Origin of the sequence: Terracoccus luteus (genome assembly GCF_003635045.1) — a bacterium.
In the GTDB taxonomy this organism is placed as follows: Bacteria; Actinomycetota; Actinomycetes; order Actinomycetales; family Dermatophilaceae; genus Terracoccus; species Terracoccus luteus.
The window spans coordinates 792,251-807,650 of the sequence record NZ_RBXT01000001.1; the positions used below are offsets into that span (position 1 = coordinate 792,251).

12 protein-coding genes are annotated in these 15,400 nt (G+C 73.3%); 8 read left to right on the plus strand and 4 right to left on the minus strand.

What is annotated here, in order from left to right:
* Positions 1-17: 17 nt before the first annotated feature.
* Entirely contained in the window at positions 18-488 is a 471-nt protein-coding gene (locus DFJ68_RS18420; RefSeq protein WP_211333262.1) for a hypothetical protein, read from the minus strand.
* Between the two features lie 40 nt (positions 489-528).
* On the opposite strand from DFJ68_RS18420, the gene DFJ68_RS03695 reads away from it, so the two are divergent.
* From DFJ68_RS03695 to pruA, 6 genes are all read left to right on the plus strand, one after another.
* On the plus strand, positions 529-1,950 hold the full coding sequence (locus tag DFJ68_RS03695; protein WP_121031114.1) for a WS/DGAT/MGAT family O-acyltransferase: 1,422 nt from the start codon (positions 529-531) through the stop codon (positions 1,948-1,950).
* Positions 1,950-2,402 carry a DUF6912 family protein gene (locus DFJ68_RS03700; protein ID WP_121031116.1) on the plus strand — a complete coding sequence of 151 codons (453 nt, stop codon included), beginning with the start codon at positions 1,950-1,952 and terminating at the stop codon, positions 2,400-2,402. The genes DFJ68_RS03695 and DFJ68_RS03700 overlap by 1 nt, the downstream gene beginning before the upstream one ends.
* Positions 2,403-2,419: 17 nt before the next feature.
* Positions 2,420-3,754, plus strand: coding sequence for a phosphotransferase (locus tag DFJ68_RS18215; RefSeq protein WP_170165696.1), 1,335 nt, complete (start codon positions 2,420-2,422; stop codon positions 3,752-3,754).
* Positions 3,755-3,847: 93 nt separating this feature from the next.
* Entirely contained in the window at positions 3,848-4,552 is a 705-nt protein-coding gene (locus DFJ68_RS03710) for an SGNH/GDSL hydrolase family protein (RefSeq protein ID WP_121031118.1), read from the plus strand.
* A 74-nt stretch (positions 4,553-4,626) separates the two neighbouring features.
* On the plus strand, positions 4,627-5,028 hold the full coding sequence (locus DFJ68_RS03715; RefSeq protein ID WP_121031120.1) for a DUF4870 domain-containing protein: 402 nt from the start codon (positions 4,627-4,629) through the stop codon (positions 5,026-5,028).
* 238 nt (positions 5,029-5,266) lie between these two features.
* Positions 5,267-6,898, plus strand: a complete 1,632-nt coding sequence (pruA, locus tag DFJ68_RS03720; RefSeq protein WP_121031122.1) for an L-glutamate gamma-semialdehyde dehydrogenase — start codon at positions 5,267-5,269, stop codon at positions 6,896-6,898.
* A gap of 97 nt (positions 6,899-6,995) precedes the next feature.
* On the opposite strand, the gene DFJ68_RS03725 is transcribed toward pruA, so the two are convergent.
* Genes DFJ68_RS03725 through DFJ68_RS03735 form a run of 3 tightly spaced genes read right to left on the minus strand, consistent with a single transcriptional unit; the run spans position 6,996 to position 8,332 of the window.
* Positions 6,996-7,493 carry a DUF2505 domain-containing protein gene (locus tag DFJ68_RS03725; protein ID WP_121031124.1) on the minus strand — a complete coding sequence of 166 codons (498 nt, stop codon included), beginning with the start codon at positions 7,491-7,493 and terminating at the stop codon, positions 6,996-6,998.
* Positions 7,494-7,502: 9 nt separating this feature from the next.
* Positions 7,503-7,970: a hypothetical protein gene (locus DFJ68_RS03730; RefSeq protein ID WP_121031126.1), complete on the minus strand. Its 468-nt coding sequence runs from the start codon at positions 7,968-7,970 to the stop codon at positions 7,503-7,505.
* A complete protein-coding gene (locus DFJ68_RS03735; RefSeq protein WP_121031128.1) occupies positions 7,967-8,332 on the minus strand; it encodes a hypothetical protein in 366 nt (121 codons plus the stop codon). Before DFJ68_RS03735 ends, DFJ68_RS03730 begins: the two co-directional genes overlap by 4 nt.
* A gap of 193 nt (positions 8,333-8,525) precedes the next feature.
* Between DFJ68_RS03735 and DFJ68_RS03740 the strand changes: the two genes are divergently transcribed.
* On the plus strand, positions 8,526-13,799 hold the full coding sequence (locus tag DFJ68_RS03740) for an NAD-glutamate dehydrogenase (RefSeq protein WP_170165697.1): 5,274 nt from the start codon (positions 8,526-8,528) through the stop codon (positions 13,797-13,799).
* A gap of 29 nt (positions 13,800-13,828) precedes the next feature.
* Complete coding sequence (locus DFJ68_RS03745) at positions 13,829-15,316, plus strand: sensor histidine kinase (protein ID WP_121031132.1); 1,488 nt, start codon at positions 13,829-13,831, stop codon at positions 15,314-15,316.
* The last annotated feature ends 84 nt before the right edge of the window (positions 15,317-15,400 follow it).

Consider the following 15,400-nt stretch of genomic DNA (forward strand, 5'->3'; position numbering starts at 1 on the left):
TGCCGGGTGGCCCGGTGTCAGCGGACCGCGACGTTGAGCAGCAGCAGCGCCGGCTCGTGCGTCTCGACCTCGTACACGCCGGGCTCCGCCCCGGTCAGCCGCAGGGTGGTCGGCGCCCCGGCCTTCAGCTGCGCCTCGGCCTCGAACCCGTGGGCGTGCAGCTCGTCGTCGTGGTCGCTCGTCACGACGAGCTCGAGCGTCTCGCCGACCGCGAGGTCGACCTGCGCCGGCGCCGGGGTGACGGTCGTCCCGGTGATGCTCACCTCGAGCCGCCTCACCTGCCCGCTCACCGGCCCACTCACCGGCCCGCTGACCTGCCAGGTGCCGGACCCTCCGGTGGCGCCGGCGACGGAGGACGACGCCCCCGGCTGCGCGGCCCCGGGAGCGGGCTGACCGGCATCCGACGACGAGCACGCCGACAGCACGGTGAGCGCGGCGAGGGCGACGGGGACGAGGGCGGCTCGGGTCGGGCGGGGGTGGCGACGCATGGCCCCCAGCGTAGGTGGGGCTCTCTGGCAGAGTGGGGCCATGCCGGACCGCCTGACGTCGCTCGACGCCTCCTTCCTCTACCTCGAGGAGTCGACGACGTCGATGCACGTCGGGTCGGTCATGCTCTTCGACCCGCCGAAGCAGGGCTTCGACTACGACCGGCTGCTGCACATCGTCGAGCACCGCATCGGCGCCATCCCGCGGTTCCGGCAGAAGGTCGTCGACGTGCCCGGGCGCATCGCCAACCCCGTCTGGGTCGACGACGAGAACTTCGACATGAGCTACCACGTGCGTCGGGCGGGCCTGCCCCGGCCCGGCAGCGACGAGCAGCTGCAGGACTTCGTCGCGCGGGTGCAGCCGCGCAAGCTCGACCGCACCCGGCCGCTGTGGGAGGTCTACCTCGTCGAGGGCCTCGCCGAGGGTCGCTTCGCCATCGTCACCAAGACCCACCACGCCCTCATCGACGGCGTCAACGCCCTCGACATCGCCCACGTCATCGTCGACTCGGTCGAGGGTGACGACGACCTGCTGCCCGCCGCGCCGTGGGAGCCGGGCCGCTCGCCGTCGCCGGCCGAGCTCGTCACCGGCGCCCTCGTCGACGCCGTCCGGCGGCCCACGCAGGTCGTCGACCTCGTGCGCGGCGGCATCGACGACGTCGTCAACGTGGGCCTGCGCGCCGCCGAGTCGGCGGGTCACCTGCTCGGAGCCGTCGCCCGCACGGCGGCCCGGCCGGCCCCGGAGTCGCCGCTCAACGTCGAGATCGGCACAGCCCGCCGGTGGGTCATGGTGGCGACCGACCTCGACGACTACCGCGAGGTGCGCTCGCGCCTGGCCCGCGGCGCCTACGCCGAGGACGTCTCGATCAACGACGTCGTCCTCGCCACGATCGCCGGTGGGTTCCGCACCTGGCTGCTCGGGCGCGGCGAGGCCGTCAGCACCAAGAGCGTCGTGCGGGCGATGGTGCCGGTGAGCATCTACGGCGACGACCCCGCGGGCATGTACGCCAACCAGGTCATGGCCTGCGTCGTCAACCTGCCGGTGGGCGAGCCAGGCGCGTCGATGCGGCTGCACCAGATCGCCTTCTCGATGCGCCAGCAGATGGAGGGCGGGCAGGCCGTGGGGGCGACGTCGCTCGCCAACCTCGCCGGCTTCGCGCCGCCGACGCTGCACGCGCTCGGCGCCCGCCTCGGCTCGGCGATGTCGCGGCGGCTCTACAACGTCATGGTGACCAACGTCCCGGGCCCGCAGTCGCCGCTGTGGGCCGGTGACGCGCAGATGGTCTCGACCTTCCCGGTCACGCCGCTCGCGCGCGGTCAGGCCCTGTCGATCGGCGTCACCTCGTACAACGGCGGCGTGTACTTCGGCCTCAACGCCGACCGCGAGGCCATGCCCGACCTCGGCGACCTCGCCGGGGCGATCGTCGAGTCGCTCGACGAGCTCAAGAGCGGGAGGGAGTCCTGATGCCGGTCGTCCGCGTGTACCTGCCCGTGGGGCGGGCCGACCTCGACGAGCTGGCGAGCGGCGGCGCCGTCGTGGCGTCGTCGGCCCAGCCGCGCCCCGCCTTCGCGGTAACGCCGGCGCTGCAGGCGCAAGGCCCCGGGCTCGACGCCGAGGACCTCGAGTACGCCGCCTTCAGCGATGCCGTCGCCGCCGCGGGCGCGGCCCGCGCCGACGGGGGTGACCGGCGCATCGTCATCGCGGCGGATGCCGACCCCCGCTGGGTGTCGTCGGATGCCGTCGTGGCCGAGGACGGCGCGCTGTCCGCCGTCGCGATCGTCGAGGCCCTCCCGCTGTCGCGGCTCGCCTCGTTCCACGTCGACGAGGAGGCGGGCGAGCCCGACGACGGCGACGCCGACGACCTGCTCTGGTACGACGTCACCGAGCTCGACGAGGTGCGGGGGCTCGTGCGTTGACCCCGTCGGGCGGCGCCGTGGACCCTCCCGGGTCCGAGCAGGTGGCGCTGTACGACGACGACGGCCGGGTCGTCGGCTCGGCCGACCGGTCGCGCGTGCGCGCCGAGAACCTGCGCCACGGTGCGACGGCCGTCGTCGTCCGTGACCGCCTCGGCCGCGTCTACCTCCACCGGCGCACGACGACGAAGGACGTCTATCCCGGGCTGCTCGACCTCGCGGCCGGCGGGGTGCTCCAGGTCGGCGAGGACCCCGACGCCGGCGCCGTGCGCGAGGCGGAGGAGGAGCTCGGCGTGCACGGCGTCCCGCTCGTCCGGCTGGGCGAGGCCGACTACGCCGACGACGACACCTGCTACCGCGCCTTCCTCTACACCGCCGACTACGACGGGCCGATCGTCTGGCAGCCGGAGGAGGTCTCGTGGGGCACGTGGTCGACGGTCCAGGCGCTCGTCGAGCTGCTCGAGACCCGGCCCGGGGAGGTCGTGCCCGACTCGCGTGCGCTGTGGCTGGGCCGGCTTCGGGAGTGGGCCGCCGACCGTGCGCCGCTCCCGGGCGGGTGGGACGACCGGGCCGAGCTGGCCGAGCTGGCCGAGCTGGTCGAGGGCCGATGGGTCGACCGGACCCCGGCGCCGCACCGTGCGGACGCGCTGCTCGCCGAGTGCCGGCTGCTGCCGCTCATCGCGCCGTCGCTCCCGCTCGAGGTGCCCCAGCCCGCAGTCCTGACCGAGCAGCCCCTCGTCGTGCGTCACCCCGTCGTCGCGGGCGAGCCCTGCGACCCGGCGCGCCTGACGGCGGCGGACGGTGACCGGGTCGGGCGGTTCCTCCGCGCCCTGCACGACACTCCGCCGACCCAGGCCGAGGGAGCCGGCCTGCCCGGCCGCCGCGACGACGGGCCCGACCGGGCGCTGCGCCAGGCCGCCCTGCGCTCCACCGTGCTGCCCCTGCTGCCCGAGTCGCTGCACGACGTGGGGGAGCGGCTGCTCGCCGGCCTCTCGACACCCGGTGAGCAGCGCGTCTGCCACGCCGACCTGCTGCCCCCGCACGTGCTGGTGCGGGGCGGCGCGGTCACGGGAGTCGTCGACTTCGGCGACGCCCGCCTCACCGACCCGGCCCTCGACCTCGCCTGGGCCCGGTGGGGGACCCCGGAGCCCTTCGCCCGGGCGGCCGCCGAGGCGTACGGCGCCGACGACGAGCAGCTCGACCGGGCCGCCGGGTGGTGGGCCCTCGTCCCGTGGCACGAGGTCCACCGGGCGCGCAGTGGGCGGCGGTCCGCCCCCGGTCCGGGCATCGAGGACGGCCTCGGCGAGGCCGTGCGACGGCTGCGCGACTGGGCCGACCGGCATCCGTCGGTCTGAGGGCCCACGCGCGGCGTCCGGCCGCCGGCCGCCGCGTCCCACGTCGTGGGCGGGTGGTCTCGCCCGTCCGAGGGGTCTTGTTACGTTGCGGTAATGGACTTCACCGCCGACGAGTACGCCCGCCGCGACGCCGACCGGATGGCCGAGGTCCTCGTCGGGCCGCCCGTGACGTGGGTCTTCCTCGGCGACAGCATCACGCAGGGCGTCGTGCACACGCACGGCGCCCGCGGCTACGTCGAGCACTTCGCCGAGCGGGTGCGCGGCGAGCTCGGGCGGCGCTCCGACGCCGTCGTCAACTCCGGCGTGTCCGGCGCCTCTGCCGGCGACCTGCTGCCCGAGTTCCACTGGCGTGCAGGCCGTTTCGCGCCCGACGTCGTGTTCGTCATGTTCGGCACCAACGACGTCGTCGAGGGCCCGGACGGGTTGCGGGCCTTCCGCTTCCGCCTCGACCAGATCGTGCAGCGCACCCGTGACCTCGGCTCGACCGTCGTGCTGCAGACCCCGCCCCTGCTCGTCGCCGACGGCGGCGACCGCACCCCCGAGCGCCTCGAGGAGTACGTCGGCGAGGTGCGCTCCCTCGCCAACGACCTGGGCGTCGGCCTCGTCGACCACGCGGCCCGCTGGGCGCGGGCCGGCGACGGCGCGGCCCCGGCCGAGTGGCTCGACGACCCGTTCCACCCCAACGCCCTCGGCCACCACGAGCTGGCCCTCGAGCTCTTCCGCCACCTCGGCGTCGACGACCCCGCCAGCGCGGTGTGCGCGCTGCGCCCGGGGGAGCGGGTCGGCGCCGGGGCCTGAACCCGGGTCGGGTCAGGGTCCGGTCAGGGTCGACCTTGATCGCGCCGGGCCGCGGCGACCGCGACACTGGGACCATGACGCACCCCATCCCGAACCCCTACGGTCACGAGCTCTCGGCGCCCAGCGGCGAGGAGCGCACGTGGGCCGTCCTCGGCCACCTGGCCGCGATCATCGCCGCCGTCGTCTCGGTGGGCTGGCTCAGCTTCGTCGGACCGCTGCTCATCTGGGCCCTCTACAAGGACCGCAGCGCCTTCGTCCGCCGGGCCGCCGCCGGCGCCTTCAACTTCAACCTCGCGATCTGGGCGATGATCATCGTCGGCTGGATCCTCTTCATCACGGTCATCGGCATCCCCGTCGCGGTCCTGCTGTGGATCGTGGCCGGCATCGCCGGGCTCTTCTTCCACATCCGCGCGGCCGTCAAGGCCAACCGCGGCGAGTCGTACAGCTACCCCTGGCAGATCCGCGTCCTCAGCTGACCCCCGCTCCCACGCACCGGGTGCGGTGACCGAGGCCCCGTCGCCCGTCCGGGCGGTGGGGCCTCGCTGCCGCCCCCGACCGGTCGGCGCACCGCCCCGGACGTGGAACGATGGGGCGGTCGCCCGCGGCCGGACACCCCGGGACCGCGCCCTCCACCTGCCCCGCCGGGCAGCGTCGGCGGGGCCGTCGGGCGGCCGTGACACGCACGAGCGAGACCCGCGAGACACAGGAGATGCGATGGATGCAGTGACCCACGTCCCCGAGCCGGCCAACGAGCCGGTGCTCGACTACGCCCCGGGCTCGCCCGAGCGGGCGCGGCTCGAGTCGGCCCTGGCCGAGATCGGCTCGAGCGGACCGGTCGAGCTGCCCCACGTCATCGACGGCGAGCGGGTGGCCGGCACCGGGCGCCGCATCGCCGTCCGCCAGCCGCACGCCCACCGCAAGGTCCTCGGTCACCTGCGCAACGCGAGCGTCAAGGAGGCCCGGTCGGCGGTCGAGGCCGCGAAGAACGCGGCGCCGATGTGGCGCGAGCTGTCGTTCGACGACCGGGCGGCCGTGCTGCTCAAGGCCGCCGACCTGCTCGCCGGCCCGTGGCGTGCCCGCATCAACGCGGCGACGATGCTCGGCCAGAGCAAGACCGCCTACCAGGCCGAGATCGACAGCGCGTGCGAGCTCATCGACTTCTGGCGCCTCAACGTCCACTTCGCCCGCGGCATCCTCGAGCAGCAGCCGCCGCTCAACTCGCGTGGCGTCTGGAACCGCTCCGACTACCGCTCGCTCGAGGGCTTCGTCTACGCGATCACGCCCTTCAACTTCACCGCCATCGCCGGCAACCTGCCGACCGCCCCCGCCCTCATGGGCAACACGGTCGTGTGGAAGCCGTCGCCGACCCAGCAGTTCGCCGCGTCGCTGACGATGCAGCTGCTCGAGGAGGCCGGCATGCCGCCCGGCGTCATCAACATGGTGACGGGCGACGGGCTCAACGTCAGCAAGGTCGCGCTCGCCGACGAGGACCTCGCCGGCATCCACTTCACCGGCTCGACGCCCACCTTCCAGCACCTGTGGCAGGAGGTCGGCAGCAACCTCCAGCGCTACCGCACCTACCCGCGGCTCGTCGGCGAGACCGGCGGCAAGGACTTCATCGTCGCCCACCCGACGGCCGACCCCGACGTGCTGCGCACGGCGATGATCCGCGGCGCCTTCGAGTTCCAGGGCCAGAAGTGCTCGGCCGCCTCGCGCGCCTACGTCCCCGCGTCGCTGTGGAAGCGCATCAAGGGCGACCTCGTCGAGATCACGAACGGCCTCACGCAGGGCGACGTCACCGACCTGTCGAACTTCATGGGCGCCGTCATCGACGACCGCGCCTTCGCCAAGCACAAGGACGCCATCGACCGCGCCTACGCGACGCGCGGCATCGACGTCGTCGCCGGCGGCACGTACGACGACTCCGTCGGCTACTTCGTGCGCCCGACGGTGCTCGAGATCAAGGACGCCGCCGACGAGTCGTTCCGCACCGAGTACTTCGGCCCCATCCTGTCGGTGCACGTCTACCCCGACGCGCAGTACGACCGGGTCGTCGACCAGATGGAGCGCTTCGCGCCCTACGGCCTCACCGGGTCGATCATCGCCCAGGACCGCCGGGTCATCGCCGACGCCACGAAGCGCCTGCGTTTCGCCGCCGGCAACTTCTACGTCAACGACAAGCCGACCGGCGCCGTCGTCGGCCAGCAGCCCTTCGGCGGTGGCCGCGCGTCGGGCACCAACGACAAGGCCGGCGCCGCGCAGAACCTGCTGCGCTGGACCAGCGTGCGCTCCATCAAGGAGACCTTCGTGCCGCCCAAGGACCACGCCTACCCGCACATGGGCTGAGCGCCCACGCGCCCGACACGACGGCCGGCATCCTCGAGCAGAGGATGCCGGCCGTCGGCGTCACGGGGGAGGGCTCGCCCAGTGAGTCTCGGTGAGGTCAGTGACCCTCGGCGAGCCAGGCCCGGCCGGTGCGCTGCTCGCTACGGATGCCGGCGATGACCGCGGGCGCGGCGGCCTTCTCGATGCGCCCGCCGAGCAGCGGGATGGAGGCCTTGAGGTCGCCGTCGAACGAGACGGTGCTGCCACCACCGGTGGCCGAGAGAGCGACGTCGGCGCGCATCGCGACCGGCGCCCCCTTGACCTCGACGAGCAGGGTGCCGCGGCGACCGCCGTCGGCCTGCGCGGCGCCCCAGTCGTAGGTCTCGGTGATGCTGAGGGTCTGGCCCACGATCGACGTGGCGAAGTCGGGCAGGCGGTCGGTGGGCAGGTCGCGGTGGGTGACGACCCGGGCGCCGTCACCGGTCGGCGTCACCGCGACGTCGTGGCGCAGCGCGCCGGCGTCGACGCACTTCCGGTTCTGGAACTCCTCGTCGGTGAGCATGGTGAAGACGTCGGAGGGGGCGGCGGGGTAGGCGATCGACTCGCTGATCTTCATGGCGCCACGCTATCGGCCGCGCGCGAGCACCGAGAGTCGCGCGAGGGTGTCGCGCGACCGGGCCAGCTCGCGGGCGAGCGACGCGGCGTCCTTGGCGCGCGCGGAGGTGACGCGGTTGAGCAGCTCCTGCAGGTGCTCGCGCTCGTGCAGCCGTCGCAGCGCCTCGACCCGGCTGGGGCCCGGCGCCTCGACCACGCGTGTGCCGTCGACGACGAGGTCGGCGGCGCGCAGCCGTTCGTCGAGCGTCCTGACCCGGTGGGCCGCCTCGACCCCGTCGGTCGTCCACGCCTGCAGTAGCGCGCCCACGCGGTCGAGCTCGTCAGCGAGCGTCGTGGCGGGCGACGTCCCCGACGTCCCCGACGTGCCGCCCACGTCGGCGGCCAGGTCAGCGGCCAGGTCGGCGAGGTCGAGGGCCTGACGTCGCAGGGTTCCGCCGAGCGCGCTCGTCGACGCCGGGTCGCCCTCCCGGCCCGTCACCACGACGTCTCCCGCCGCCGCGACGGGGGCGGTGGAGGTTCGTCGTCGTCGGGGCGACGAGGACCCTCCACGGGTGGTGGTGTGGCCTCGAGCAGCCGGTCCTCGTAGAGCCGGCCGAGGGCGTGCAGGGTGTCGGCCGCCTGCTCGACCCACAGGTCGAGCTCGTGCTGCACGGCCTCCTCGCCGACGTCGGGGGTGTGCGCGAGCAGCTCGTCGCCCATGGCGAGCGCCTGCGACCGGGCCCGCGCGAGAGCGCGCAGGTGTCGGCGACCCGGGCCACCGGCATCCGCCACCCCGTCACGTCCGTCACCCCTGACGGACGGTCGGCCCGCGACGCGTCGGTCGGCGCGGTCGGCGGGCATGCGGCCACTCTAGGAGGTGCGCGCGCGGCGTCCCCGGAGTTCTCCACGGGTCCGCGCGGGTAGTGAGGAGCGGGACGCGCCGGGTCCCGACCCCACCCCGGACGCGGACGGCCACGCAGTAGGCTCACATCGTGAGATGCACGGCACAGGGACGTGTCGCGCTGGGGTCGCCACGGTGAGGAAGTCGTAACGCATGTCCGCGTCACTCGAAGAGTCTCGGAACGACGTGATGGAGGCGGCCGCGGCGCTCGTCTCCTCCGACGAGCCATCGCGACGGGGGCGCTCGCGCGACCGGCACGAGAAGGAGACCCGGTCGCTGCTGCAGGCGTACTACCGCCTCGTCGCGACCGAGGACCTCATCGTCCGTGAGCCCGACGAGCTGGCCGCGATCGTGGCCGGGCACCGGGCCTTCGCGCAGGACCGCCCCGTCGGGACGACGAGCGTGCGCGCCCTCAACCCCGACCGTGAGGTCGACGGCTGGGAGTCGAGCCACACTGTCGTGCAGGTCGTCACCGACGACATGCCCTTCCTCGTCGACTCCGTCGTCTCCGCCCTCGGTGGGTTCGACAGCGGCGTCCACCTGCTCATCCACCCGCAGGTCACGGTGGCCCGGTCGGTGACCGGTGACCTCGACCGCGTCCTCGTCGACGGTGAGACGACGGTCGACAGCACCTCCGTCGGCCTCGTGCGCGAGTCGTGGATGTACCTCGAGATCGACCGGCTGCCCGAGGCGTCGCTGCCCGACGTCGAGTCGCGGCTGCGTTCGGTGCTCGACGACGTGCGGGCCGCGGTCGAGGACTGGCCCAAGATGCGCGCGCACGCCCTCACCGTGGCGAGCGAGCTGAAGTCGGTCGCGCCCCCCGGGACCGACCCGCACCAGGCCCGTGAGGCCAGCCGCTTCCTCGAGTGGCTGGCCCACAACAACTTCACCTTCCTGGGCTACCGCGAGTACACCCTGAGCCACGACGGTGACCACGACGTCTCCCGCCAGGTGCCGGGCACCGGCCTCGGCCTGCTGCGCTTCGACCGGCCCGAGTCGACCGAGGGGCTCGTGCTCACACCGGCGGCGTCACGGGCGGCGCGAGACTCGACCATCCTCATCATCACCAAGGCGAACTCCCGGGCCACCGTGCACCGCAACGTCTACCTCGACTACATCGCGGTCAAGCGGTTCGACGCCCGCGGCGAGTGCGTCGGCGAGCAGCGCTTCCTCGGCCTCTACGCGAGCGCCGCCTACAACGACACGATCCACGACATCCCGCTGCTCGACGTGCGCGCCCAGCAGGTGCTGCGCGAGACGGGCCTCGCCCCCGAGAGCCACTCGGGCAAGGACATCCTGCAGATCCTCGAGACCTACCCGCGCGACGAGCTGCTGCAGACCTCGCCGAAGCAGCTGGCCCAGATCGCGACGGCCGTGCTGCACCTGCAGGAGCGGCGCAAGACCCGCCTCTTCCTGCGCCGCGACGAGTTCGGCCGCTTCATGAGCTGCCTCGTCTACCTGCCCCGCGACCGCTACAACACGACGGTGCGACTGCGCATCGAGGCCATCCTGCTCGACGCCTTCGGCGGCGCCTCGATCGACAACACCGCCCGCGTCAGCGAGTCGACCCTCGCGCGCCTGCACTTCGTCGTGCGGATGCCGTCCGGTGTCGAGATCCCGGACGTCGACGAGGCCGCCCTGCAGCAGCGCGTCGTCGAGGCGACCCGCACGTGGGACGAGGACCTCTCCGAGGCGCTCACCGAGTCCCGGGGAGCGGAGGGCGCCGCCCGGGCCATGGCCACCTGGGCCAAGGCCCTGCCCGAGGCGTACAAGGAGGACTTCGACGTCACGACCGCCGTCGCGGACCTCGACCGCATCGACGCGCTCGCCGACCAGCAGGGGCGACCCGACGCGACCGCCCTGCACCTCTACCTCGACCCGGCCAGCGACGACGAGCGCGAGCGTCGGTTCAAGCTCTACCGCCGGGCCGAGCTGTCCCTGACGCAGGTGCTGCCCCTCTTCACCCACCTCGGCGTCGAGGTGTCTGACGAGCGCCCCTACGTCGTGCCGGAGGGCGATGGCTCGCTGCACGTCTACGACTTCGGGCTGCGCGCGGCATCCACCGACGTGTGGGGCGGCGACGCTGCCGACACCGCCGACACGACGACCCGGTTCGAGGAGGCCTTCTCGGCGGTGTGGGACGGCCGCGCCGAGAGCGACGGCTTCAACGCCCTCGTGCTCGGCGCCGGCCTGACCTGGCGCCAGGTCGTCATCCTGCGCACCGTGGCCAAGTACCTGCGCCAGACCCGCTCGACCTTCTCGCAGGAGTACGTCGAGTCGGCCCTCGTCACGCACAGCCACATCGCGCGCAGCCTCGTCGAGCTGTTCGAGGCGCGCTTCGACCCTGACGCCTTCCCCGACACCCACGCGGGACTGGAGAAGCGGGCGGCGAGGCAGCGCACCATCGTCGCCGCGGTCAAGGAGGCGCTCGACGACGTCGCCAGCCTCGACCACGACCGCATCGTGCGGGCCCTGCTCGGGGTCGTGCAGGCCAGCCTGCGCACGAACTTCTACCAGCCGGACGCCGACGGGGCCGACAAGACCTACGTCTCGCTCAAGCTCAACCCGCGCAAGATCCCCGACCTGCCGGCGCCGCGCCCGATGTTCGAGATCTGGGTCTACAGCCCCCGGGTCGAGGGCGTGCACCTGCGCTTCGGCAAGGTCGCCCGCGGCGGCCTGCGCTGGAGCGACCGGCGCGAGGACTTCCGCACCGAGGTGCTCGGTCTCGTCAAGGCGCAGATGGTCAAGAACGCCGTCATCGTGCCGACCGGCAGCAAGGGCGGCTTCTACGCCAAGCAGCTGCCCGACCCCGCCGTCGACCGCCAGGCCTGGATGGACGAGGGCATCGCGAGCTACCGCATGTTCATCTCGGGGCTGCTCGACATCACCGACAACCTCGTGCAGAGCGAGGCCGTCCCGCCGCAGCGCGTCGTGCGCCACGACGAGGACGACACCTACCTTGTCGTCGCGGCCGACAAGGGCACGGCGAAGTTCAGCGACATCGCCAACGGCATCTCGGCCGACTACGGGTTCTGGCTCGACGACGCCTTCGCCTCGGGCGGCTCGGCCGGCTACGACCACAAGGGCATGGGCATCACCGCCCGCGGGGCGTGGGAGTCGGTGAAGCGCCACTTCCGCGAGCTCGGCGTCGACACCCAGACGCAGGAGTTCTCGGTCGTCGGCGTCGGCGACATGAGCGGGGACGTCTTCGGCAACGGGATGCTGCTGAGCGAGCACATCCTGCTCCGCGCGGCCTTCGACCACCGGCACATCTTCATCGACCCGACGCCCGACGCCGCGACCTCGTACGCCGAGCGCAGGCGGATGTTCGACCTGCCGGGCTCGTCGTGGGCCGACTACGACACGTCGCTCATCTCTCGGGGCGGGGCCGTCATCGACCGCGCCGCGAAGTCGGTGGCGATCACGCCGGAGATGGTCGCCGCCCTGGGCCTGCGGTCCGGGACGAAGAGCATGACGCCGGCCGAGCTCATGCGCGCCATCCTGCTCGCGCCCGTCGACCTGCTGTGGAACGGCGGCATCGGCACCTACGTGAAGGCGACGGGGGAGACGAACACCGAGATCGGTGACCGGGCCAACGACGCCATCCGCGTCAACGGCGGCGAGCTGCGCTGCAAGGTCATCGGCGAGGGCGGCAACCTCGGCATGAGCCAGCTCGGTCGCATCGAGGCGGCCATGGCCGGCGTTCGGGTCAACACCGACGCCATCGACAACAGCGCCGGCGTCGACACCTCCGACCACGAGGTCAACATCAAGATCCTGCTCACCGAGCTGACCCGCACGGGCGAGCTGACGACGAAGCGGCGCAACACGCTGCTCGCGTCGATGACCGACGACGTGGCGGAGGCGGTGCTGCGCGACAACTACGAGCAGAACGTGCTGCTCGGCAACGCGCGCGCCCAGCAGCACCCGATGCTGCCGGTGCACGAGCGGCTCATCCACTTCCTCGAGGAGCACGGCGACCTCGACCGGGCGCTCGAGTTCCTGCCCTCGGACGCCGAGATCGCCCGGCGCCAGAAGGACGGCCTGGGCCTCGTCGCTCCGGAGTTCTCGGTGCTCGTCGCCTACAGCAAGCTCTACCTCAAGAACCAGCTCATCGGCACGACCCTGCCCGACGACCCGTGGTTCGACGCGACGCTCGCCGACTACTTCCCCAAGGCGCTGCGCGGCCGGTACGCCGAGCAGATCGCCGCCCACCCACTGCGCCGCGAGATCGTCACGAACGCGGTCGCCAACTCGATGGTCAACCGCGGCGGCATCACCTTCGCCTACCGGTGCGTCGAGGAGACGGGGGCCTCGCCCGAGCAGGTCGCCCGGGCCTACGTCGTGTGCCGCGAGGTGTTCGACCTCGCCGGCTTCGTGCGCCAGGTCGAGGCCACCGACAACGTCGTCAGCACGTCGGCGCAGACCCTGCTCTACCTCGAGTTCCGGCGCCTCATCGACCGCGCCGTGCGCTGGTTCCTCACCTCGCGCCCGGCCGTGCTCGACATCGCCGGCGAGGTGGCCCGCTTCCGCCCCGGCATCGAGTCGTACTCGGGGCGCATGGCCGAGGTGCTCCAGGGCAGCGAGCGCTCGCGCCTGCAGCGCCGGGCCCGTGAGCTGACCGGCAAGGGCGTGCCCGAGGACCTCGCGACGTCGGCCGCCTCGCTGCTCGACGCCTACTCGGTGCTCGACTGCATCGAGATCGCCGAGGAGACGGGGGAGTCGCTCGACGACGTCGTCGCGGTCTACTTCCGCACCTCCGAGACGTTCTCGATCGACGCCATGCTGACGCGGGTCACCGCGCTGCCCCGCGACGACCGCTGGGACGCCCTCGCCCGTGGCGCCCTGCGCGACGACCTCTACGCCGTGCTCGAGGCCTTGACCCGGTCGGTGCTCGAGGTGAGCGACCGCTCGCAGGACGCCGCCGCCCGACTCGACCGGTGGTCCGAGGCCAACGCGGACGCCCTGAGCCGCGCCCGCGCGGCCCTCGGCGGCATCGAGCGGATGAGCCACGCCGGCATCGCGGCCCTCTCGGTCGCCCTGCGCACCCTGCGCACGGTCACCCGGCCCGCGTCGTCGAACGCGCCGACCCCGGTGGACGCCGCCGAGGTGGCCCACCCGGGCGAGGCGTCGTCGTCGGCGTCCGCCCGGTCGAAGAGGGCCAAGGCCACCAGCGCGGGACGGCGCTCCGGTGCGGGCGCCGGCTCACCGGCATCCACGTCGAAGGCCCGCACGACGAAGTCCGCGTCGACGGCCCCCGCGACCACGTCCACGACGGCCAAGACGTCCACGACGGCCACGACGGCGAAGACGGGGTCGGCGAAGGCGAGGACGTCGTCCGCCACCACGACGCCGGCCGGCACCACGGGACGGGCGTCGAAGAAGGCGGCGGCCAAGGCGACGGAGAAGACCCCGGCGAAGGAGTGACCCACCCGCGGCCCCGTTAGGCTCGGGACGTGGCGACCCTGAGCGAGCTGTTGCGGGCCCGGACCGACGTGGCGGCCCCCGACGTCGAGTGGCTGCAGCTGCTCGTCGGCGACTGGCAGCTCGTCGCCGACCTCTCCTTCGCCGACCTCGTCCTCTGGGTCCACTCGGTCGAGGCCGACTGGGAGGCGGTGGCGCACGTGCGTCCGACGACCGGCCAGCTCGTCTTCGTCGAGGACCAGGTCGGGCGCACCGCCGAGCCCGGGCGCACCCACGACCTGCTCGACGAGGCCGCCGCCGAGCAGCGCATCCTGCGCGTGCGGCAGGTGCAGGTCGTCCAGGAGCACGCTCCCGAGCAGTCGGTGCGCGAGGAGTACATCCCGGTCGTGCGCGAGGGCCGGGTCGTGGCCGTCATGACCCGGCACACCAACCTCTGGACCACCCGCACCCCGAGCCGCCTCGAGCTGACCTACCTCGCCACCGCCGACGCCCTCTGCCGCATGGTGACCGGCGGTGAGTTCCCCAACTCGAGCGCGCCGACCGGGCTGCGTCGCGGCGCCCCCCGGGTGGGCGACGGCGTCATCCGGCTCGACGTCGACGGCGTCGTCACCTACGCCAGCCCCAACGCCGTCTCGGCGCTGCACCGCCTCGGGCACCTCGGCGAGGTCGTCGGGGCGAGCCTGGCGCAGATCGTCACCGACAACGTGCGCGAGCTCGACCCCGTCGACGAGGGGCTCGCGCTCGTCGTCACCGGCCGCCAGCCGTGGCGCACCGAGGTCGTCGCCGGCGGCACGACGGTCTCGATGCGGGCCATCCCGCTCACCGAGGCGGGCCAGCGCTTCGGTGCCATCGTGCTCATGCGCGACGTCGGCGAGCTGCGACGGCGCGAGCGCGAGCTCATGACAAAGGACGCGACGATCCGCGAGATCCACCACCGGGTCAAGAACAACCTCCAGTCGGTGGCGGCGCTGCTGCGGCTGCAGGCCCGTCGGCTCCCCGTCGGGGAGGCCCGCGCCGCTCTCGCCGAGGCCGAGCGCCGCGTCGGCACCATCGCCATGGTGCACGAGCAGCTGAGCGCGGGCTTCGACGAGACGGTCGACTTCGACGCCATCGCCCAGCGGGGCCTCGGTGCGGTCGTCGAGGTGTCGGCCAACGGCGTGCCCGTGCGCACCGTCACCGAGGGCAGCTTCGGGCGGCTGCGGGCCGAGGACGCGACGTCCCTGTCGATGGTGCTGAGCGAGCTGGTGCAGAACTCCATCGAGCACGGCCTCGCCGACCGTGGCGGCGCCGTGCGCATCACCGTGGCGCGCCACCCCGACGAGCGGGGCACGGAGGTCGTCGACGTCAGCGTCGAGGACGACGGCCGGGGGATCGACCCCGACCACCGCCCCGGGTCGGGTCTCGGCACGCAGATCGTCGCCTCGCTCGTCGCCGACCTCGGCGGTCGCATCACGTGGGAGGACGTCGAGCCGCACGGCACCCGCGCCCGCTTCACGGCCAAGCTGCGCCCGATGGCCTGACCACCCGGCATCCGCCGCCTTCGCCCGCTCGACCGGGGCGGCGGCACGGAGGCCGGTCGTGACCCGGGCACACGAAAGCCCGGC